At 69.0% G+C, this 21,819-nt stretch carries 19 protein-coding genes; 10 read left to right on the forward strand and 9 right to left on the reverse strand.

The features are described 5' to 3' along the window. The first annotated feature begins 2 nt into the window (after positions 1-2). The 5 genes from ASD65_RS09415 (at position 3) to ASD65_RS09435 (ending at position 4,743) form a co-directional block, all read left to right on the forward strand. Positions 3-1,256: a cytochrome P450 gene (locus ASD65_RS09415; RefSeq protein ID WP_056221595.1), complete on the forward strand. Its 1,254-nt coding sequence runs from the start codon at positions 3-5 to the stop codon at positions 1,254-1,256. Between the two features lie 86 nt (positions 1,257-1,342). After that, on the forward strand, positions 1,343-2,215 hold the full coding sequence (locus ASD65_RS09420; protein WP_056221598.1) for a helix-turn-helix transcriptional regulator: 873 nt from the start codon (positions 1,343-1,345) through the stop codon (positions 2,213-2,215). A gap of 141 nt (positions 2,216-2,356) precedes the next feature. Continuing rightward, positions 2,357-3,337: an aldo/keto reductase gene (locus ASD65_RS09425; protein ID WP_056221599.1), complete on the forward strand. Its 981-nt coding sequence runs from the start codon at positions 2,357-2,359 to the stop codon at positions 3,335-3,337. Further along, a complete protein-coding gene (locus ASD65_RS09430; protein ID WP_056221602.1) occupies positions 3,334-4,062 on the forward strand; it encodes a creatininase family protein in 729 nt (242 codons plus the stop codon). The genes ASD65_RS09425 and ASD65_RS09430 overlap by 4 nt, the downstream gene beginning before the upstream one ends. 243 nt (positions 4,063-4,305) lie before the next feature. Next, the gene (locus ASD65_RS09435) at positions 4,306-4,743 is read left to right on the forward strand and encodes a hypothetical protein (protein ID WP_056221605.1); all 438 of its coding nucleotides are present in this window, start codon (positions 4,306-4,308) and stop codon (positions 4,741-4,743) included. 79 nt (positions 4,744-4,822) lie between these two features. Here ASD65_RS09435 and rhaS read toward each other — a convergent pair whose 3' ends face one another. The 4 genes from rhaS to ASD65_RS09455 form a co-directional block, all read right to left on the reverse strand. Then, positions 4,823-5,863, reverse strand: coding sequence for a rhamnose ABC transporter substrate-binding protein (gene rhaS / locus ASD65_RS09440; RefSeq protein WP_056221608.1), 1,041 nt, complete (start codon positions 5,861-5,863; stop codon positions 4,823-4,825). 62 nt (positions 5,864-5,925) lie between these two features. Next, positions 5,926-6,975 carry an ABC transporter permease gene (locus ASD65_RS09445; RefSeq protein ID WP_056221612.1) on the reverse strand — a complete coding sequence of 350 codons (1,050 nt, stop codon included), beginning with the start codon at positions 6,973-6,975 and terminating at the stop codon, positions 5,926-5,928. Then, on the reverse strand, positions 6,972-8,003 hold the full coding sequence (locus tag ASD65_RS09450; RefSeq protein ID WP_082561666.1) for an ABC transporter permease: 1,032 nt from the start codon (positions 8,001-8,003) through the stop codon (positions 6,972-6,974). Before ASD65_RS09450 ends, ASD65_RS09445 begins: the two co-directional genes overlap by 4 nt. Next, complete coding sequence (locus ASD65_RS09455) at positions 8,000-9,514, reverse strand: sugar ABC transporter ATP-binding protein (protein ID WP_056221614.1); 1,515 nt, start codon at positions 9,512-9,514, stop codon at positions 8,000-8,002. Before ASD65_RS09455 ends, ASD65_RS09450 begins: the two co-directional genes overlap by 4 nt. Before the next feature lie 134 nt (positions 9,515-9,648). Between ASD65_RS09455 and ASD65_RS09460 the strand changes: the two genes are divergently transcribed. After that, the gene (locus tag ASD65_RS09460) at positions 9,649-10,656 is read left to right on the forward strand and encodes a LacI family DNA-binding transcriptional regulator (protein ID WP_056221617.1); all 1,008 of its coding nucleotides are present in this window, start codon (positions 9,649-9,651) and stop codon (positions 10,654-10,656) included. 15 nt (positions 10,657-10,671) lie between these two features. Here the strand turns inward: ASD65_RS09460 and ASD65_RS09465 are convergent, their stop codons facing one another. Next, complete coding sequence (locus ASD65_RS09465) at positions 10,672-11,676, reverse strand: LacI family DNA-binding transcriptional regulator (RefSeq protein WP_056221620.1); 1,005 nt, start codon at positions 11,674-11,676, stop codon at positions 10,672-10,674. Positions 11,677-11,782: 106 nt separating this feature from the next. Between ASD65_RS09465 and ASD65_RS09470 the strand changes: the two genes are divergently transcribed. The 4 genes from ASD65_RS09470 to ASD65_RS09485 all read left to right on the forward strand — a co-directional run bounded on the left by ASD65_RS09470 (position 11,783) and on the right by ASD65_RS09485 (position 16,946). Beyond that, positions 11,783-12,160, forward strand: a complete 378-nt coding sequence (locus tag ASD65_RS09470) for an L-rhamnose mutarotase (RefSeq protein WP_056221623.1) — start codon at positions 11,783-11,785, stop codon at positions 12,158-12,160. Then, complete coding sequence (rhaI, locus tag ASD65_RS09475) at positions 12,157-13,323, forward strand: L-rhamnose isomerase (protein WP_056221624.1); 1,167 nt, start codon at positions 12,157-12,159, stop codon at positions 13,321-13,323. Before ASD65_RS09470 ends, rhaI begins: the two co-directional genes overlap by 4 nt. A 165-nt stretch (positions 13,324-13,488) precedes the next feature. Next, positions 13,489-15,525, forward strand: a complete 2,037-nt coding sequence (locus ASD65_RS09480; protein WP_056221627.1) for a bifunctional rhamnulose-1-phosphate aldolase/short-chain dehydrogenase — start codon at positions 13,489-13,491, stop codon at positions 15,523-15,525. After that, the gene (locus tag ASD65_RS09485; protein ID WP_056221629.1) at positions 15,522-16,946 is read left to right on the forward strand and encodes a rhamnulokinase; all 1,425 of its coding nucleotides are present in this window, start codon (positions 15,522-15,524) and stop codon (positions 16,944-16,946) included. Before ASD65_RS09480 ends, ASD65_RS09485 begins: the two co-directional genes overlap by 4 nt. A 12-nt stretch (positions 16,947-16,958) precedes the next feature. Here the strand turns inward: ASD65_RS09485 and ASD65_RS09490 are convergent, their stop codons facing one another. From ASD65_RS09490 to ASD65_RS09505, 4 genes are read right to left on the reverse strand one after another with little or no spacing between them, the layout of a single operon-like run. After that, entirely contained in the window at positions 16,959-18,200 is a 1,242-nt protein-coding gene (locus ASD65_RS09490) for a D-arabinono-1,4-lactone oxidase (RefSeq protein ID WP_056221632.1), read from the reverse strand. An 8-nt stretch (positions 18,201-18,208) separates the two neighbouring features. Beyond that, positions 18,209-19,054, reverse strand: a complete 846-nt coding sequence (locus ASD65_RS09495) for a transglutaminase family protein (protein WP_056221634.1) — start codon at positions 19,052-19,054, stop codon at positions 18,209-18,211. Then, on the reverse strand, positions 19,051-19,983 hold the full coding sequence (locus ASD65_RS09500) for an alpha-E domain-containing protein (protein WP_056221636.1): 933 nt from the start codon (positions 19,981-19,983) through the stop codon (positions 19,051-19,053). The genes ASD65_RS09495 and ASD65_RS09500 overlap by 4 nt, the downstream gene beginning before the upstream one ends. After that, on the reverse strand, positions 19,977-21,752 hold the full coding sequence (locus ASD65_RS09505) for a circularly permuted type 2 ATP-grasp protein (protein WP_235566648.1): 1,776 nt from the start codon (positions 21,750-21,752) through the stop codon (positions 19,977-19,979). Before ASD65_RS09505 ends, ASD65_RS09500 begins: the two co-directional genes overlap by 7 nt. Positions 21,753-21,819: the final 67 nt, after the last annotated feature.

The raw sequence follows: 21,819 nt of genomic DNA on the forward strand, positions 1-21,819 counted from the left end.
CGATGTCGACGACCGCGCAGTGCCCCTACCTTTCCCGCTCGCTCCCCGGTGACGGCACCCCGTTGACACCGTCCCCGCAGCTCGCGCAGTGGCGCGAGGCGGACGCGTTCGTGCCGCTCGATTTCCAAGACGGCCACGAAGGCCTGGTCGCGACGCGCTACGAAGCCGTCCTCAGCGTCCTGCAGGACCCCCGTTTCAGCATGCGTCCCGGACGGATGCCGATGGGCCCCGGTGACGGACACGGCAGTGCCTCAGGCGACAGCTCGGCAGTGCCATTGGAGGCACCGGGCGCGCTTGACGACGCGGGACAGCAGTCCGAGGAGCTGAACCTCCTCAACCTCGACGGCGAGCAGCACGCGAAACTGCGCCGAGTGGTGACCGCACGGTTCTCGCTGCGTCAGGCGCGCACCCGCCAGGACTGGATCCACGGCATGGTCGCCGAGCAGATCGAAGCGCTGCGCGCGTCCGGTCCCGTGGTCGACCTGTGGCTCGACTACGCGCGGCCGATCGCCGCCCGCACGCACTGCCACGTCATCGGCGTGCCGGAGGCGCAGTACGGCCGGTTCGTCGAGCTGTTCGTTGAGGAGTCCACCGCGCAGCAGAAGTACGACTTCATCCGCCGGCTGCTCGCCGAGCGGGCGAACGATCCCGGCGAAGACGTGATCACCGACCTGCTGAACAACCCGGACCTCTCGCGCATCGAGGTCGAGGCGCTGCTGCGCCTGCTGATGGGCGCAGGGCGGGACTCCGTCGCCTACCTGATCGCCACCGCGTCCGTCGCTCTGTTGACGCATCCGGAACAGCTCGAACTGCTGCGCGGCGACCCCGAGCGGATCCAGGCAGCGGTGGAGGAGTTCATGCGCACGGGCGCGATGTTCGTCACGCTCTTCGCCCGCACGGCCCTCGAGGATGTCGTCATCGAAGGCACGACGATCCCCGCGGGCACGTCGGTCTCGGTCTCGCCCGTCGCGGCGAACCGCGACCCCGCGCAGTGGGGAGAACGCGCCGAGGAGTTCGACGTGTCACGCGATGCGTTCGGTCACCTCGGGTTCGGACAGGGGATCCACGGATGCATCGGCCAGCAGCTGGCGCGCATCGAGATCCGCGAGGCGATCACGGCCCTGATCCTCGCCTTCCCCGAGCTCGACCTGGTATCCGCCGAGCAGCTGGCGCCCATGCCGTTCGCGCACCCCGTCGCCGTGTACGAAGCGGGATCCGTCATCGCCCGCCTAGAGGCCGAGCCGGCGCACGCCTGAGTGGCCGGCGCATCGGTCGGGCGGCGCACACGTCCCGCCCGACCGATGCGAACTACGATCGCGGAGAAGCGATCGAAAGGCAGGGGATGACCGACACCGTGGATGACGGAGCGGGCGGTCCCGTCGTCGTCGGCGCCAACTGGTACCGCTTCGCGTCCGGCGAGCGCATCGTCAACCCGCACGTGATGAGCGTCTCGTTCGTCTGGATCGTCAGCGGCGGCGGCGAGATCAAGGTGGGCGATCAGCGGTTCCAGGTCGATGCGCAGCATGTGCTCCGCCTGCCCTGGCACCATCACGTCGAGTACCGCGCGCACCGACGAGGGCCATTCCACATCGGCACGCTGCACGTGGTTCCGCAACACTCCTTCGCCGCGGCGGTCGTGCCCCGTGTCGCGCATCTGCCCGGCGACCCGCTGCTGGAAGACGCGGCGCGGACGGGCGATCCCGGCGCGTTCCGACCCGGCCTGTCCTCGATCCACACCGGCGCCGCCCGGCGCATCACCGAGTACGGCACGCTCGCGATCGACCGCCTCGGCGAGTCCGCCTTCGACGAGGACTACTTCCGTGCGCTCGGCCGCCTGGTGCTCCTGGAGAACGCCGCGTGGTCGCGGTCGGCGGCCGAGTCCGCCGCCCTGCCCGGCTCGCTGGAGCTGATGATGACGTTCATCCGGCACCATATCGCCGAGCCACTGACCGTGGCGCGCGTCGCAGAGGCCGCGCGGTGCAGCCAGACGACCGCCCAGCGGCTCTTCCGGGCGCACACCGGCGAGACGATGCAGGAGTGGATCCGCCACGTGCGGCTCCGGGAGGCCGGGACGCTGCTGCGCACCACGGGCCTGCGGGTGGGCGAGGTCGCGCACCTGGTCGGCTACCCCGACCCGCTGTACTTCTCCCGCGCGTTCCGCCGGGCCTACGGGATCGCGCCGAGCCGTTTCGCGCAGGGCACGTTGCGCCCGTGAACCGGTAGACGGCCTCGATCGCACCGCTGGAGACCGTCCAGTCCATGTTTCGCACCTTGAGGTACTGCCGACCCGGGACGCGGCATCCGTAGATTCGAGATGAGGGTGCCATGGGTGCGCCCGCTGAGGGAGCACATCTGCATGGCCGTGAATCTTCGACCCTTCGGCCGCACCGGCTGGGACATCAGTGAAGTGTCGTTCGGAGCCTGGCAGCTCGGCGGCCAGTGGGGCCCCGTCGATGACGACGAATCGATCGCCACGCTGCTGAAGGCCTACGAGCACGGCATCAACTTCGTCGACACCGCCCAGATGTACGGCACCGGCCACAGCGAGCAGGTCGTCGGCCGCTCGCTGCGCGAGTGGACCGGCGATCGCATCTACGTCGCCACCAAGACGCAGCCCGTGGCGTGGCCGCACCCGTCCGAAACCGACCCGGACATCCGCGCTGCGTACCCGTCCGCCTATCTCCGGGATCAGGTGGAGCAGTCGCTGCGCCGGCTCGACGTCGAGCGGCTCGATCTCCTCCAGCTGCACTGCTGGATGCCGAGCGGCATGAGCGACCGCGGCTGGCTGGATACCCTGCACGAGTTGCAGGCCGAGGGCAAGGTCGATCGGATCGGCGTCTCGATCCGCGACTACCGCGCGCTGGACGGCGTCGAGCTGGCCGCGGCCGGGCTCGTGGACTCGATCCAGGTCATCTACAACATCTTCGAGCAGCGCCCCGAGGACGCCCTCCTGGCGGCGGCCGCCGCCTCCCAGACGGCGATCATCGCACGCGTCGTGCTCGACTCGGGCTCATTGAGCGGTGCGTGGAACGCCTCGACCTACGACGGCTGGGCCGACGGATCGCAGGCCAAGACGATGTTCCGCGACGAGCGCTTCACCCAGACGTTGGAGCGCGTCGAAGCGATCAAGGCGGTCACCGCGGAGCACTACGACGGGCTCGACGAGGCCGCCGTGCGCTTCGTGCTGGACCGCCCGGAGGTCTCGACGGCGATCGTCGGGATGACCTCCTCGAAGCGGATCGCCCGCAACGCGTCGTTCGCCGACGGCCACGGACTCGTGCCGGGACTGCATGAGTGTCTGCGCCAATTCGAATGGGATCGGAACTACTACGTATGAACGCCTCATCGTCTGCCCTCGTCGAAAGGCTCAGCCCGGAGGGGATCGCCGAGCGGCTTCGCATCGGCTCGATCGCGTATCTTCCGCTCGGATCGCTCGAGTTCCACGGACCGCACCTGCCGATCGGCCTGGATGCGCTCACGGCTCACGGCGTCTGCGTCGCAGCCGCGGAGATCACCGGTGGCGTGGTGCTCCCGCCGTTCTACCAGGCGATCGGCGGCGAGCACGCGGCGTACCCCTGGACGATCATGAGCAGCACGCCGGAGGCGATCGCCACGCTCATGACCGAGACGCTGGTACGGCTCCAGGACTTCGGCGTCGAGCGCGCCGTGATCCTGAGCGGGCACTTCGCCGATGAGCAGCGGGGTCTCGTGACGGCCGTCGCCGAGCACTGGTCCGCCGACGGCGCACACCGGATGCAGGTCGTGGCGCGGACGCTCGGGCAGGCCCCGCAGCCGCCCGTGGCCCCTGACCACGCCGGCCAGTTCGAGTCGCTCCTCCTCCACGCCATCGACGCCGACCTGGTCAACCCCGCTCTGCTGCCGGATGCCGCAGCCTTCCCCGCGCCCGCGGACGAGGACCCGTTCGGCCCGCAGCGCCACCAGGCCGACCACCCTCTGCACGGCGTGTTCGGGCCCGATCCGCGCCAGCTGGACCTCGACCTGGCGGCCCCGCTTCTCGCGTACTTGGCCGGGTGGGTCGCCGCGCTGGCAACGGACGCCTAGGGCGAGTCTGACAAAGGTTGAGCGTTCATCGCGCGGATCCACCACAGGCCGCCGTTCTGGCTGGAACTCTGGTCCCGTCTCGCGGCCTCGGTTGTTCTCGGATGTCCAGTGGTCGTTGATCGAGGGGATGCTCCCGAAACCGACGGGACGCCCGGGCGGACAAGGTATGCCCGCGACGTACACTCGCGGTGAGGGCGAAGCGCCGGGCCGAGATTCCGGCACTGGCGTGACGGAGGGGTCAGGATGTTCGGTTCGAAGAAGAGGCTCAACGATCTGATGGCGCAGCTCAGGCCCGACCTGAGTGGGGAATCGCTCGGCGTCGGGCCCGACTTCCCTGGCGTCGCCCCGAACCCGCTCCTGAGCAGTGATGCCCGGAAGCGCAATGCGGAGCTGCGCACGGGCGCGCTAGCGCTCGGCGTTCTCGTCGACTGGCGGGAGGTCAACAGCAATCCCCGCGTGGTCCTGATGCTCGACGTGGAGACCGCCGACGGCCTCTCGTTCCGTGGTATCGCAGACGAAGACCTCACGATCACCGAGCTCACTCGACTCGCCCCAGGACAGACGTTGCCCGTGCGCTACCGGCCGGCCGTCATGGACCACTACGTCGCCCTCGCCCGGGACGCGGACCCCGCCCGGGTACAGCAGGTCTCTGACGAGATCGCCGGCCGCAAGCGCACCTGATGCCGAGGCATCCGTTCGGAAACACGTCGTGCCCGGTCGGCATGAAGCCGACCGGGCACGAGGTCACAGCTGCGACGACTTAGAAGTCGAAGTCGTCGATGTTGTCCTTGTCGAACACGTACGGGTCGCCCAGCAGAACGGTCGAGTCCGCACCGACGGTGTAGGAACCGAGCTTGCCGGCTTCGAAGGTGTCGCCTTCCTTGCCCGTGATCTCACCGTTGATGAGTGCTGCGGTCGCGAATGCGGAGAGGTAACCAAGGTCTTCCGGGTTCCACAGTGCGAACGCGGTGACGGTGCCGTCCTCGACGTACTCGCGCATCTGGTTCGGCGTGCCGAGTCCGGTCAGCGCGACCTTGCCCTTGTAGTCCGAGGTGGACAGGTAACGAGCGGCGGCCGAGATGCCGATCGTGGTGGGCGAGACGATGCCCTTGAGGTTCGGGTGCGACTGCAGCAGCGCCGCCGTCTTGTCGAACGAGATCTGCTCGTCGTCGTCGCCGTAAACGACCTCGACGAGGCTGATGTTCGGGTGATCTGCCGCCAGCAGTTCCTTCATCTTCTCGATCCACGCGTTCTGGTTCGTCGCGTTGGCCGTCGAGGAGACGATGGCGATCTCGCCGGCGTCTCCTATCTGCTCGGCGATCAGGTCGACCTGCACCTTGGCGATGCCGTCGGCGGTCGCCTGGTTGACGAACAGGTCGCGGCACTCGGGGTTGGTGTCCGAGTCGAAGGTCACGACTTTGATGCCCGCGTCGCGAGCCTCGTTGAGTGCGTCGCAGATCGCCTGCGGATCGTTCGCCGAGACGACGAGACCGCCCACGCCCTGCTGGGTGGCGGTGTTGATGTAGCTCACCTGGGCGTCGGGGCCGGACTCCGCCGGGCCGACCTCGGAGAACGTGCCGCCGAGCTCCTCGACAGCAGCCTTGCCGCCCTTGCTCGAGGTGTCGAAGTACGGGTTGCCGAGGCTCTTGGGCAGGAAGGTGATCGCCATGTTCGAGCTGTCGCCGGAGTCACCGGTCGAGCCACCGTCGGAGGCGCCCGTGTCGGCGCACCCGGAGAGGGTGAGTGCAGCGGCGACCGCGACGGCGGCCGCAGCGACTACACGCTTGCGTGCAAACTTCATTGTTCAGGTCCTTTCATACGGTGGCCGCGCGACGGATGCCGTCGGCCGGAGACGCAGCCTTGTCAAGAAGCTGTGGATGCTGCGACGCGTGGGGGGCGACTGGGTCGCCGTCGTGCTTTCTGGAACCAGGCGAGGACGCTGGCGCTCACGACCGAGAGCACGAGCAGCACTCCGGTGATGACGTTGATGACGTCTGAGGTGACGTTCGCGAGACGCAGCGCGCTGGAGAGCACGCCGATCAGCAGAGCCGCCGCGACGACGCCGTACAGCTGACCGCGTCCGCCGAAGACGGATACCCCGCCCAGGACGACGGCGGCGATGACCTGCAGCTCCAGGCCCGTGGCGTTGTCGCCTCGCGCGCTGCCGAATCGCAGCGTGTAGTAGATGCCTGCGAATGCCGACACGAGTCCGGCAAGGACGAAGAGGATGAACTTCGTCCGTTCGACCCGCACGCCCGAGAAGCGCGCGGCATCCTTCGACAATCCGATGGCGTAAATGCCGCGACCGAACGGGGTGAAGTGCAAGACGATGACGAAGATCGCCAGCAGGATCAGGAACGGCACCACGATGTAGGGGATCGTCGTGCCGGCGATCTTGGCCTTGGCCAGCGACGTCCATGCTTCGGGGAACGAGGTCACTGCGGTGGTGCCGAGCAGTCCGACCGCGAGCCCGCGGAACAACGCGAGCGTGCCGATCGTGACGGCGAGCGACGGCAGGCCGACAACGGTGACCAGGAAGCCGTTGAACGCTCCGCCGATGACTCCGACGAGCAGCGCCAGCAGCGCGGCGACCTCGAACGGCAGACCGAGGTGGACCCCGGCGCCGGTCACGACGCTCGCGAGACCCACCATGCTGCCGACGGAGAGGTCGATCTCGCCGGTGATCATGATGAGCGTCATCGGGAGTGCGATCAACAGGATCGGCGCTATGTCCAGGAGCAGGTAGTTGAGGGTGATCGGCTGGCTGAAGCCGCGCACGGTGGCGGCCGAGATCAGGACGACGAAGATCAGCAGTCCGACGATCGCGAACTCTCGCGTGAGGAACACGCGACGCCACAGCGGCTTCTCGAAGTCGCGCGCCACACGGTTCGTGGAGGTGGTGGCCGTGGTCATGACTGGTCCCTCGCTTCGATGAGCTGCCGTCTTTGTCGCACTGCGAGCCAGCGGTCCAGCACGATGGCCCCGATGATGAGCACGCCGACGACGGCGCGCTGCCAGAAGTCCGGAATGCCGAGGATCGGAAGGGCACGGTTGATGGTCATCAGGAGCATCGCGCCGAGCGCAGCTCCCCAGACCGAGCCGACACCGCCGGTGATCGCGACGCCGCCGATGACAGCGGCGCCCACGGCATCCAGCTCCCATCCGGCTCCGGCCTGCGAGCTGACCGAGCCGTACCGTGCGGCGTAGAAGACACCGGCCAGACCCGCGAGCGCACCCGACAGGATGAACGCGGTCAGGACGCGACGGGTGGTCTTCAGGCCGTAGAGCTCGGCGGCGGCAGGGTCGGAGCCGATGGCGTAGTACTCCCGCCCACCGCGGGTGTTGCGCATGTACCAGGCGGCCGCGGCCAGCACGACGAGGGCGACGATCGTGAGGATCGGGATCGTGAGGATCTGGCCGGTGCCCAGCGCCAGGAAGTCCTTCGGCATGTCGGACGCGTTGACTCGCGTGGAGCCGGCCCACATCACGTTGATGCCGCGATAGGCATACAGCGTACCCAGCGTGATGACCATGGCCGGGACGCGGGCGAAGGCGACCAGGGCGCCGTTGATGAGACCGAGGAGAGCGCCGAAGAGGACCGCGAGTACGACGACCACCGGAATGGGCAGGCTGGGGAAGTCGATGAACAGGCGTCCGGTCAGGTAGGCGGAGAGCCCCATCACCGAGCCCACCGACAGGTCGACGTTGCGCGTGATCATGACGATCGCCTGACCGATCGCGACGAGCGCGAGGATCGAGGGGGTGAGCAGCAGGTCGCGCCAGCCGTCGCTGCTGAACAGGAACATCGGGTTCTTCGCTGTCGCGGCGAAGATCACGAGCACCAGGGCGATGAGGATGCCGAACTCGCGGGCCTTCCCGAGCGCACCGATGTGCTTGGTGATCCCGGACACCGGGATGCGGGTGGTGGAGGTGACGGTCACGACTGCTGCTCCGATGCGTGCGTGGCGGCGAACATGACGTTCTCGCTGGTGGCCTCTGAACGGTCGAGCTCGGCGGTGATGCGCCCCTCGCGCATGACGAGCACGCGATCGGCCATCCCGAGCACTTCGGGAAGTTCGGAGGAGATCATGAGGATGCCCATGCCCTGGCCGGCCAGGTCGGACAGCAGCCGGTGGACTTCGGATTTCGTTCCGACATCGATGCCACGGGTGGGCTCATCGATGATGAGGATCTCCGGCTGGGTCGCGAGCCACTTCGCCAGCACGACCTTCTGCTGGTTGCCGCCGGACAGAGTCGAGGCGGCCGTGTCGAGCGCGTGGGCCTTCACCTCGAGCCGGCTGGCCCACTCCCGTGCGGCGCGGTTCTCGATGCCGGTGGTGATGAGTCCGAAGCGCGAGAGCTGCCGGCGGATAGCCATGGTGATGTTGCGCCCCACCCCGGATTCGAGCACGAGGCCCTGCTTGCGGCGGTCCTCTGGCACGAGTGCGATGCCGGCGCGCATCGCCTCGGTGGGATTGCCACGACGGATGCGCGCGCCCTTCATCGTGACGGTGCCCTCGCGGTAGTCGTCGACGCCGAACACGGCGCGTGCGACTTCGCTGCGACCCGCGCCGACGAGCCCGGCCAGTCCGACGATCTCGCCGGATCGGACGGTGAAGGTGATGTCGTGGAACACTCCGGGGGACGTGAGACCGTCGACCTCGAGCAGTGGCGCGCCGATGACGGCTTCCTGCTTCGGGAACAGATCGGTGACGTCGCGTCCGACCATCTGCCGCACGAGTTCCGCGGGCGTCGTCTCGGCGATGGGAGTCGTGCTGATGTACGAGCCGTCGCGCATGACGGTCACGGTGTCGCACAGGGCGAACACCTCGTCGAAGCGGTGCGAGATGAAGATCAGCCCGCGACCCTCATCGCGCAGGCTCCGCGCGATGGTGAAGAGCCGGTCGACTTCGATCCCCGACAGGGCGGCGGTCGGCTCGTCCATGACGAGCACCTTCGCGTCGAGCGAGACGGCTTTCGCGATCTCGATGACCTGCTGATCGGCGATGGAAAGGCCCTCGGCCGGGCGGTCGGGGTCGATCGTGACGCCGAGGCGAGTGAACAGCCGCTCGACCTCACGGCGCATCGCCTTGCGGTCGATGCGGCCGAACCGGCCCACGATCTGGCGACCCATGAAGATGTTCTCGGTCACCGAAAGATCGGGGAAGAGCGTCGGCTCCTGGTAGATGACTGCGACGCCGGCCGCCTTGGACTGGGCAGTCGAGGTGAAGTCGACGTCTACGCCTTCGAGCTGGAACTCGCCGCCGTCACGCCGGTAGAGACCGGCGACGATCTTGACGAGAGTCGACTTGCCCGCACCGTTCTCGCCGATCAGCGCGTGGATCGATCCGGTCTGCAGCCGAAGGCTGCCCGAGCGGAGGGCGATCACGGCACCGAACGACTTGACGACCTTCGACAGCTCGAGGACTACGGGTGCGTCGCTGGTCGGCACAGGTTCCTCCTCCTTGAGGTTGAATGGGGACTGAATCGATTCAGAAGCGATTCATGGATACTGTAGGCATCGCGCCGTCGTCGGTCAAGTCACGACCCACGGCGCGCCGACACGAGAGCGACGAAGGAGCACACATGGTGGTGAGCATCCGTGACGTCGCCGAAGCTGCGAGAGTCTCCGTCGGCACCGTCTCGAACGTTCTCAACCGCCCCGAGACCGTGTCCGCCGTCTCCGCTCAGCGCGTCCTGGAGGTCATCGAGGACCTCGGATACGTGCGCAACGACGCCGCGCGCAAGCTCCGGGCCGGGGTGAGCACGACGGTCGGCTTCGTCGTGCTCAACGGCCAGAACCCTTTCTTCAACGACGTCGTGCGCGGAGCCGAGGACGAAGCCTCACGACACGGCATCGCGGTTCTCTACGGCAACACCGACCAGGACTCCCGCCGCGAGCGGATGTACCTCGACCTGTTCGAGGAGCAGCAGGTGCGCGGTGTCCTCATCTCGCCCTACGGCGACATCCTCCCGCGATTGGAGCGACTGCGAGCCCGCGGCATCCGCGCCGTGCTCGTGGACCGCTTCGGCGGCGCCAGCCGGTTCAGCTCCGTCTCGGTCGACTCGGTCGAGGGCGGCCGGATGGCGGTCCAGCACCTGATCGATATCGGACGTCGACGCATCGCCTTCGTCGGCGGTCCGATGGACATGCGGCAGGTCACCGACCGCCTCTCGGGCGCCCGCGTCGCGGCCGACAACGCCTTCCCCGGGGTTGAGCTCGAAGTGCTCTCGACCTCGGCGATGACCGTCGAAGAAGGCGTCGCCGTGGGCGCGCGCATGCTCGCCAGACCGCGCCGAGAATGGCCCGACGCCCTGTTCGCCGCCAACGACCTGATCGCCCTGGGGCTGCTGCAGTCCCTCGTCTCGGACGGACGGATGCTGGTGCCCGACGACATCGCCCTGATCGGCTTCGACGACATCTCGTTCGCCGCCGCAGCGGCGGTGCCGATCTCCTCCATCCGGCAGCCGAGCGGCATGATCGGCCGCACAGCGCTGCGCATCCTGCTGGAGGAGTGCGACGACTTGGAGCTCATCCCGCGCCAGACCGTCTTCCCACCCGAGCTGGTGGTGCGCCGCTCGACTCGGATCTGAGCCGGCGCGCGCCACTCAGGCCGGTGCGCCAGCCGTGGAGGCACGCACCACGAGCTCCGGACGGAAGCGCACGTGCTGGGGCGCAGCGCCCGGATCGGCCAGCGCCGCGAACAGCAGGTCGACCGCCGTCCTGCCGATGTCGTTCGCCGGCTGACGCACCGACGACAGCGGAACCACCGTGGACTGCGCGAAGTCGATGTCGTCGTAGCCGATGATGGCGAGGTCGTCCGGCACGCGGATGCCGCCGATGATCGCGGCGCCCTGCAGCACACCGACCGCGAGCAGGTCGTTGGCCGCGAACACGGCGTCCGGTCGCTCCTCGGCGGGCAGGCGCGCGATCCGCTCGCCCGCCTCGCTCCCGCGCAGAACGGTCAGCGCCTCGAGCTCGATGACCTCGAGGCTCGCACCGGGCACCTCGGCCAGCGCGCGGCGGGCACCGGCGAGGCGATCGGCGACCTGCCTGATCGACAGCGGCCCACCGACGAAGGCGATGCGCCGACGGCCGAGCTCGAGCAGGTGCGCGACCGCGAGGTACCCGCCTTCGACGTCGTCCACCGCGACCGAGGGGACCTGCCCGCCGGGGAGCTCGCCATCCACAAGCACCAGCGGGATGCCGGCATTCAGCAGCACCGCGTTGTCGAGATCGTGCGGGGTCAGGAGCACGCCGTTCACCCGCTGCTCGCGGAACAGATCGAGGTACGCGCTCTCACGGACCGGGTTCTGGTCGCTGTTGCCGAGCAGGATCGAGATGCCGTCGAGCGCCGCACGCTCCTCGGCACCGCGCGCGACCTCCGCGAAGAACGGGTTCGCGCTGTCCAGCACGATCAGGCCGATGCTGCGGCTGCGACCGGCGCGCAGCTGCCGCGCGGCGTCGTTCCGCACGAAGCCGAGCTTCTCGATGGCCGCGTGCACACGCGCGACCGTGGCCGGCGCAACCTTGTCCGGACGGTTGAGCACGTTCGAGACGGTGCCGACCGAAACGGATGCCGCGGCGGCGACGTCTTTGACACTCACTGACATTTCGACCCATCTTGACGAATCCTGATGCTCACATTATCGTTTGAAACGATTCATGCCCTGGATCGATTCACTGACGTTATCCCTGCGAGCCTCACGAAGGAGTGCCATGACCCGCGTCGCGTTTCAGCTGCTGATCCGTCCAGAGCTGATCGACGAGTACATCCGACGCCATACCCCGGTCTGGCCGGAGATGCTGGCCGAGATCGACGCCGCCGGTCGACGCAACTACTCGATCTTCCTCGGCGAAGGCGGCCGGCTGTTCGGCTACTACGAGACCGAAGACGACGAAGCCGCCCGCGCCTACCTGGCCGCCTCCCCCGTCGCCGCGCGCTGGGAGGCCTCGATGGCCGAGTTCTTCGTCGACCTCGACGGCCGCGCCGACCAGGCCGCCACACCCCTCACCGAGGTCTTCAACCTGCACGACCAGTTGGCGGCCTCCGCTGACGTCCCGAACCACCCCCAGAACGAAAGCTCCGCATCATGACGACGCTGTCCCCCGAGATCCAGTCCCAGCTGAGTGCGCAGGCCATCGAGCTGCCCTCGTGGGCGTTCGGCAACTCCGGCACCCGCTTCAAGGTGTTCGCCACGCCCGGCACGCCCCGCGACCCCTTCGAGAAGATCGCGGATGCCGCGGAGGTCAACCGTGTCACGGCGCTGGCCCCGGCCGTCGCGCTGCACATCCCGTGGGACAAGGTCGAGGACTACTCGGTCCTGCGTCGTCACGCCGAGGACCTCGGAGTGAAGCTCGGCACGGTCAACTCGAACACGTTCCAGGACGACGACTACAAGTTCGGCGCCCTCACCCACGAAGACGCCGCCGTGCGCCGCAAGGCGATCGACCACCACCTCGAGTGCATCGACGTGATGGATGCCACGGGCTCGCGCGACCTGAAGATCTGGCTCGCCGAGGGCTCGAACTACCCGGGCCAGGCCGACCTCCGCGGCCGCCAGGACCGCCTACACGAGTCGCTGCAGCAGATCTACGCGCGCCTCACCGGCGACCAGCGCCTCGTGCTGGAGTACAAGTTCTTCGAGCCGTCGTTCTACCACACCGATGTTCCGGACTGGGGTACCTCCTACGTGCAGGTGGCCGCCCTCGGCGAGCGTGCGCTGGTCTGCCTCGACACCGGCCACCACGCGCCGGGCACCAACATCGAGTTCATCGTGATGCAGCTGCTGCGCCTCGGAAAGCTCGGCTCGTTCGACTTCAACTCGCGCTTCTACGCCGACGACGACCTGATCGTGGGCGCGGCCGACCCGTTCCAGCTGTTCCGCATCCTGTTCGAGGTCATCCGCGGCGGCGGCCTGAACAACCCCGACGTGGCCTTCATGCTCGACCAGTGCCACAACGTCGAGAAGAAGATCCCCGGCCAGATCCGCTCCGTGCTCAACGTGCAGGAGATGACCGCCCGCGCGTTGCTCGTCGACGGCGAGGCGCTGATCGCGGCGCAGCGCTCCGGCGACGTGCTCGCGGCCAACGCCGTGCTGATGGACGCGTTCTACACCGACGTGCGCCCGGCCCTGGCGGCGTGGCGCGAGGAGCGCGGCCTGCCCGCCGACCCGATGGCAGCCTTCGCCGCGTCCGGCTACCAGGAGCGCATCGAAGCCGAGCGCGTCGGCGGCGTCCAGGCCGGCTGGGGCGCCTAGCCCCACGGTCGAACCGGGCGCCCACCACCCAGCTCGCCTGTCGCAATCGGTCGCTTCGACCGGCAGATCGCGACAGGCGAACCCCGCAGCATCCCGCTCCCCCGTCGCAACTTGTCGCCGCAGCTCGCAGAATGTGACAGGCGAACCCCAGATCGAAGGAATCTCATGACGAACCCGACCGCCGCCGAGCTCATCGCGCGGAGTAACCGCTTGGGCGCCGACCCGAAGAACACGAACTACGCCGGGGGCAACACCTCGGCGAAGGGCACCGAGGTCGACCCGGTCACGGGCGAGCCCGTCGAGCTGCTGTGGGTCAAGGGATCCGGCGGCGACCTGGGCACGCTCACCGAGCAGGGACTCGCGGTTCTGCGGCTGGACCGCATGCGGGCGCTCGTCGACGTGTACCCGGGCCTGGAACGCGAGGACGAGATGGTCGCCGCGTTCGACTACTGTCTGCACGGCAAGGGCGGGGCGGCGCCGTCGATCGACACCGCCATGCACGGGCTGGTGGATGCCGCACACGTGGACCACCTGCATCCCGACTCCGGCATCGCGATCGCGACGTCCGCCGACGGCGAGGCACTGACCGCGAAGATCTTCGGCGACAAGGTCGCGTGGGTGCCGTGGCGCCGCCCCGGCTTCCAGCTCGGGCTGGACATCGCCGCGATCAAGACCGCGAACCCGGACGCGATCGGCTGCATCCTCGGCGGGCACGGCATCACCGCGTGGGGCGACACCTCCGATGCGGCCGAGGCCAACTCGCTCTGGATCATCGAAACCGCCCAGGCGTACATCGACGCGCACGGCGCGGCCGACCCGTTCGGCGCCGCCCGCGCCGGGTTCGGCGCCCTGGAGTCCGGCGAGCGCCGGGCGAAGGCATCCGCGCTGGCCGCGACCATCCGGGGCATCGCGAGCCACGACAAGCCGATGGTCGGCCACTTCACCGACGACGCGCGCGTGCTCGAGTTCCTCGCCTCCGAGGCCGCCCCGCGCCTCGCCGAGCTGGGCACGAGCTGCCCCGACCACTTCCTTCGCACCAAAGTCAAGCCGATGCTGCTCGATGTCTCGGCCGACACCTCGGTGGAGGCATCCGTCGCCCGCCTGAAGGAGCTGCACGAGGCCTACCGCGCCGATTACACCGCCTACTACGAGTCGCACGCCGATGCCGCGTCGCCCGCGATGCGCGGGGCCGACCCGCTGATCGTGCTCGTCCCCGGCGTGGGCATGTTCAGCTACGGCGCGAACAAGCAGACCGCACGCGTCGCCGGCGAGTTCTACCTCAACGCGATCAACGTCATGCGCGGCGCCGAGGCGCTGTCGACCTACGCGCCGATCTCGGATGCCGAGAAGTTCCGCATCGAGTACTGGGCGCTGGAAGAGGCGAAGCTGCAGCGGATGCCGAAGCCCAAGACGCACGCGGGCCGCATCGCGCTCGTGACCGGTGCCGCCTCCGGCATCGGCAAGGCCATCGCTGTCCGCCTGGCGGCCGAGGGCGCCTGCGTCGTCATCGCCGACCTCGACCTGGCCAAGGCGCAGGCTGCGGCGGCGGAGATCGGCGGAGCGGATGTCGCGGTCGGCGTCGCGGCGAACGTGGCGGATGCCGCGGCCGTTCAGCGGGCCGTGGATGACGCGGTCCTCGCCTTCGGCGGGCTCGACCTCGTCGTCAACAACGCCGGGCTCTCGCTGTCCAAGCCTCTCCTGGAGACCACCGAAGCGGACTGGGACCTCCAGCACGACGTCATGGCCAAGGGCTCGTTCCTGGTCTCGAAGGCCGCGGCGAAGGTGCTCATCGAGCAGGAGCTCGGCGGTGACATCATCTACATCTCGTCGAAGAACTCCGTCTTCGCCGGTCCGAACAACATCGCGTACTCCGCGACCAAGGCCGATCAGGCGCACCAGGTGCGGCTGCTCGCGGTCGAGCTCGGCGAGCACGGCGTGCGCGTCAACGGCATCAACCCCGACGGCGTCGTGCGCGGCTCGGGTATCTTCGCCTCGGGCTGGGGCGCGAACCGCGCCGCGACCTACGGGGTGGACGAGAAGGACCTCGGCCAGTTCTACGCGAACCGCACCATCCTCAAGCGCGAGGTGCTGCCCGAGAACATCGCCAACGCCGTGATCGCCCTGACCGGACCCGAGCTGCAGCTCACCACCGGCCTGCACATCCCGGTCGACTCCGGCGTCGCCGCGGCCTTCCTGCGATGAGCGCCACCGGCCACGTCGCGGCGATCGACCTAGGCGCGACCAGCGGCCGGGTCATCCTCGGACGAGTCGGTCCCGATGCTCTCGAGACGCGGCAGATCGCGCGGTTCGCGAACAGCCCCGTGCAGACGCTGGACGGTCTGCACTGGGACCTGCTCGGAATGTACGGTGCGGCCACCGCAGGTCTGCGCGCCGCGTTCCGCGAGGAGCCCGGAATCGCGAGCATCGGTGTGGACGCGTGGGCCGTCGACTACGGCCTCCTGCGCGACGGACGTCTCCTCGGCGCCCCCTTCCACTACCGCGACGAGCGCACCGCGCGCGGCGTCGAATCGGTGCACGAGCGGATGCCGCACGCCGATCTCTTCGCCCGCAACGGACTGCAGTTCCTGCCGTTCAACACGGTGTATCAGTTCGCCGCGGAGCCCACCGATCAGCTCGCGTTCGCCGACACCGCGCTCCTGATCCCCGACCTCGTCGCGTACTGGCTGACCGGCATCGCTCGAGCGGAGCGCACGAACGCCTCCACCACCGGCCTGCTGCATGTCACGGAAAGCGAGTGGGACGCCGAGCTCGTCGCCGCGCTCGGCTTCCCTCGTGGGATCCTTCCCCCGCTCATCTCGGCGGGCGAGCGGCTCGGGCTGCTGGATCCCACGGTCGCCGCATCCATCGGTGCGACGACCACCACGTCTGTCACCGCCGTCGGTTCGCACGACACCGCATCCGCGGTCGTCGCCGTGCCGATGGAGGCGGATGCCGCGGTCTACATCTCCTGCGGAACCTGGGGACTCGTCGGCGTCGAGGTCGAGACGCCCGTCCTCACCGCCGAGGCGGTCGCCGCCAACTACACGAACGAAGGCGGTGTCGACGGGCGCGTGCGCCTGCTGCACAACGTCATGGGCCTGTGGGTACTCAGCGAGACGCTGCGCGGCTGGGAGCGCGAAGGGCACCCCGCCGATCTCACGACGCTGCTGGATGCCGCGGCCGAGGTCGAACGCGATGTGCCGGTGTTCGACATCAACGACCCCCGCTTCCTGCCGCCCGGCGACATGCCCGCGCGCATCGACGCCTGGTGCACCGAGCACGGCCTCGCCGCACCGCGCACCCGCACCGAGTACGTGCGCAGCATCATCGAGTCCCTCGCGCAGGCGTTCGCCGAGGCATCCGCCCGCGCCGCGGCACTCGGCGGTGTCGACGCGCGCACGATCCACATCGTCGGCGGCGGCGCCTTGAACGCGCTGCTCTGCCAGCGCACCGCCGACCGCGCCGGGATGCCGGTCATGGCCGGTCCGGTCGAGGCGACCGCCTTGGGCAACGTTCTCGTTCAGGCACGGGCGCTGGGGTTCATCGACGGCTCGCTCGAGGCTCTGCGCGACCTGGTCGCCCGCACGCACGCGCCCCTCCGCTACGCACCGCGCGCCGGCTGACGCCAGGGCGGGCTAGGACCGCAGTCCGACGCGTTCGAGGTGTGCGTTGGTGAATCGCCCGTCGGGGTCGAGTCGCTCGAACACCGCTCGTGCATCGGCCAGGCGCGGATGCACCCGCCTCAGAGCCGCCGCGTCGAACGTGTGGAACTTGGCCCAGTGCGGCCGGGCGGCGAACGGTGCCAGCGCATCCTCGATCGCCGGGATCACGGCGGCCACAGCGTCTGGCGCGTTGCGCCAGGTGAAGTGGATCGCCAGCACATCACGCTCGTACGCGGGGCTCAACCAGAGGTCGTCGGCCGCCGCGGTGCGCAGCTCGCTCCAGATGAGGAGCGGACGGATGCGGTCAGCCAACGCCCGCACCGCGTTCAGCGCTGCCGGGGCATCCGCCCGGGGCACGAAGTACTCGCTCTGGATCTCGTCGCCGAAAGACGGCTCGCTGTCGAGCCGGAAGTGCGGGAGCCGCTGCGTCCACGATCCCGGGGTACCGAGGTCGGTGACGATGAACTCCTCGCCGAGCGGCGAGTGCACCGCGGGATCGCGACGACCGTCCAGCAGGTCGTCCGCGACAACAGCCGTGTCGGCCTCGATGAGCGACTTGACCCACACGAGATCGACCGAGTGCGACTCCCAACGCGTGAAGATCGACACACTGTAGCCGGCACTCGTGAGCGCGGCGAGATCGGCGAGCGCCGCATCCCAGCTGACCCCGGTGTAGATGTCCTGCCGCACCCGGAAGCTGGGTCGCACGTCGAGCGTGAGCGCCACGACGATCCCGTACGCCCCGACTCCCACCACCAGCGCATCGAAGTCGGCGTCGCCGCGGCGCACCTCGTGCGCGTCGCCGTCAGCGCCGATGTATCGGATGCTCCGGACCGCGGTGGAGAGCACGCCGTTGCCGTCGCCCGAGCCGTGGGTGCTGGTGGCCGTGGCTCCGCCGACCGAGATGTGCGGCAGCGAGCCCATGTTGTGCAGCGCCCAGCCGCGCGCGTCGAGCCACATCGCCAGCGTGCCGTAGCGGGTGCCGCTCGCGACGGTGACCGTGCGGGCGTCTTCGTCCAGCGCGAAGCCGCCCTCGAGCCCGCGAACGCCGATGAGGGTGCCCGTCGTGTCGGGCAGGTCGGTGAAGGAGTGCCCGGTGCCGAGCGCGTGCACGCGACCGCCTGCGGCCACGGCACGACGGACGTCCTCCTCCGTCGTGGCCTCGACGATGCGGGCAGCCGTGTACTCGTACGTGCCCGCCCAGTTGCGCGCCATCCGCCGGCCTACGTCTCGCGGGTGATCGTGACCTTGACGTGCAGGTTCGACTTGAAGGGTCCGGCGTACACACCGCGCAGCGGCGGGACGTCGCCGTAGTCGCGGCCTCGGCCGACGAGCACATGGCGGTCGCCGATCTCGATGTTGTTGGTCGGGTCGAAACCCTGCCATTCGCCGGCGAACCACTCCACCCAGGCGTGGGACTCGCCGGTGACGGCTTCCCCGACCTCGGCGTCCGGCTTCGGGTGCAGATAGCCCGACACGTAGCGCGCCGGGATGCCGACCTCGCGGAGGGCCCCGAGCGTGATGTGCGCCATGTCCTGACACACGCCCTTGCGCGACTCCCACGCCTCGCTCGCAGTGGAGTGCACACCGGTGACGCCGGTCATGTACTGGACCTCATCGCCGATCCGCGTGGCGATCTCGAACGCGGCGCGGCCGGGGTGGTCGTGCCGACCCGCGATCGTCCGGGCGATCTCGGCCACTTCGGCGTGCGGGCGGGTGCGGCCCGTCTGGGTGAGCTGCTCGACCGTGCCGATGGCGCCGGACGCCTCGGCGGCCAGCGCCTCCCACGTCAGGTCGACGTGCTCCAGCGGACGCGGGCGCACCTCGACGAGGCTGCGCGCCGTGATCTGCAGCGACGAGTGCGGCGAGAGCACGTCGAATGCGGCGACGCGGGTGCCGAAGTAGTCGACGTACTGGTTCACCGATGTCGACGGGTCGATGTCGAGCGACGAGCTCAGCACGAACTGGCTGTCGGTCGAGCCCGGCAGCATCCGCGCCTCGTTGTACGACGCGGTCACCTCGCCCGGGTACGAGAACCCGGTCTGGTGCTCGATACGCAAGCGCTTCATGAGATCTCCCCGATCCAGCTCGGCTCGGCCTGCGTCGGGAAGAACCGCGAGCGGATGGCCTCGGATGCCTCGCGCGTCACGTTCTGCACCCGCTGCATGTGCTCCGGCAGCTCGTTCAGGATCTCGTTGACGGGACGGTACTCGAGGTCGTTGCGGATCTGACCGAGGGCGCGCAGCACCGTATTGGAGTGGCCGACGCGGTCGGCGCGCGGGTCGATGGCACTCATGCACTGCTCGGCCTGCGAGATCGAGTAGATGATCGACCGCGGGAAGAGGCGGTCCAGCAGCAGGAACTCGGCCGCGTTGCGGGCGCTGGGCATGCCGCGGTAGGTGCGCAGGTACGCCTCGTAGGCGCCGCACGATCGCAGGATGGTCGTCCATGACGGTCCGGATGCCTCGGTCAGCGACCTCGTCGCCAACAGGCGTGCGGTCATGTCGGTGCGCTCGATGCTGCGACCGAGGGTGAAGAACTGCCAGGCCTCATCACGGCTCGTGGACGAGTCGACGATGCCGACGGCCAGCGCGGCGCGCTCGCGCACCCATTGGAAGAACTCGTGCACCTTCTCGCTCTGCAGTCGCCGCGGCATCCGTGCGTTGGTCGTGTTGAGGACTTCCCACAGCTCGGTCGAGACGATCTCGCGTGCCCGGCGGGCGTTCTCCCGGGCGGCGGTCAGCGAGTACGCGATGCCGGCGGGGTTCATCCGGTCCACGGCGAGGCGCTGCAGCACGTCGTCGCGGCGCACGAACTCGACGCCCTCCGGCGGCGAGCTGCCCATGACGCTGAGCAGCGACCGGCACGCGGTGTCCTCGTCGATCCACGGGTCCTCGAGCAGCAGCTGCAGGTGGACGTCGAGGATGCGGGCGGTCCCGTCGCTGCGCTCGATGTAGCGTCCGATCCAGAACAGGCTCTCGGCGATGCGGCTCAGCATCCTGCACCGCCTTCGATGCCGCGAGACCGCAGTGGGACGTCGAGACTGTGGGGTTTACCCACTGTCTCGACCCTCGGTTGCCGTTTCGGTGAAATGCCTGTCTCGTCGCGCGCGGCCTGCTGCTGCTGTTCCTGCTGCTCGCCGCGCGTGCGCGGGCGGTCCTGCGGAGAGTGGGTGACCTCGGGCTGTCCGTCGTAGACGATGGCGATGGCTTCGGTGACCGTCGCCGCCTGGTCGGCGACGAGGCCGGCGAGACCGTTGCCCTGGCCGTACTCGACGTGCGAAGGGGCCGAGCCGCCGATGACCCACGTGTCCTTGGACCCGCCGCCCTGGCTCGAGTTGACCACGAGCTCCCCCTCGGGCAGCGCGACACGCGTGAGCCCGCCGGGCAGCACCCAGACATCGTCGCCGTCGTTGACCGCGAACGGGCGGAGGTCGGCGTGGCGCGGGCGCATCCCGTCTTCCACGAGGGTCGGGATCGTCGAGAGCATCACCACCGGCTGCGCGATCCAGCCGCGCGGGTCGGCGAGCAACTGCTGCCGGAGCTTCTCGAGCTCGGCGGGCGAGGCATCCGGACCCACGACCAGTCCCTTGCCGCCGGAGCCGTCGACAGGCTTGACCACGAGTTCGGGCAGGCGGTCCAGCACCTCCTCGAGAGCGGCGGGGTCTTCCAGCCGCCAGGTGTCGACGTTCTTGAGGATCGGCTCCTCCGCGAGGTAGTAGCGGATCAGGTCGGGCACGTAGGTATAGAGCAACTTGTCGTCGGCGACGCCGTTGCCGACCGCGTTCGCGATCGTGACGTTGCCCAGGCGTGCGGCGAGCATGAGGCCCGGAGCCCCGAGCATCGAGTCGGCACGGAACTGCAGCGGGTCCAAGAACTCGTCGTCGACGCGGCGATAGATCACATCGACCCGGCGCGGACCCCGCGTGGTGCGCATGAAGACCTTGCCGCCCGCGCAGAGGAGGTCGCGGCCCTCGACGAGCTCGACGCCCATCAGGCGCGCGAGCAGCGTGTGCTCGAAGTACGCGGAGTTGTAGACACCCGGCGTGAGGACCACGACGTTGGGCTCCTCGATGCCGGCGGGGGCCGAGGCGCGCAGAGCGGCGAGGAGCTTGTTCGGGTAGTCGCCGACCGGACGCACGCGCATCGAGACGAACAGCTCGGGCAGGGTCTGTGCCATGACCCGGCGGTTGGAGATGACGTAGCTGACGCCGCTCGGCACGCGGACGTTGTCTTCGAGTACGCGCATCTCGCCGTGCTCATCGCGGATCAGGTCGATGCCCGACACCTGGATGCGCACGCCGTTGGCGCTGTGGATGCCGGCGGCTTGGCGGTAGAAGTACTGGGATGACGCGATCAGTCCGGCGGGCAGCACGCCGTCGCGCACGCAGTGCTGGTGGCTGTAGGCGTCGTCGAGGAAGGCCTCGAGCGCGCGCACGCGCTGCTTGACGCCGGCCTCGATGCGCGACCACTCCTCGAACGTGATGATGCGCGGAACGGCGTCGAGCGGGAACGGCCGTTCCTCGCCCGCGAAGTCGAAGGTGACCCCCTGTGCGAGGTAGGAACTGGCGAGCGACTCGGTGCGTCCGCGCAGCTCATCCTGGGTCATCTGCGCCAGCGTCTGGTACAGCTCGCGGTACGCCGTGCGCGACTCCGCGGCCGCGCCCGGGTGCTCCGGATTGCCGAACATCTCGTCGTACGCGGGGATGCCCGACCTGGTCTTGCGGGGCGCCAAAGTGGAGCCGTACCCATCGAACAGATCACCCATGGGGAGAGCCTAGTCCGGGCCATGTTGCGTCAGTGTTTCGGCCCTGTCCGCCGGGCGCGGCGGGCTC

Source organism: Microbacterium sp. Root61 (genome assembly GCF_001427525.1).
In the GTDB taxonomy this organism is placed as follows: Bacteria; Actinomycetota; Actinomycetes; order Actinomycetales; family Microbacteriaceae; genus Microbacterium.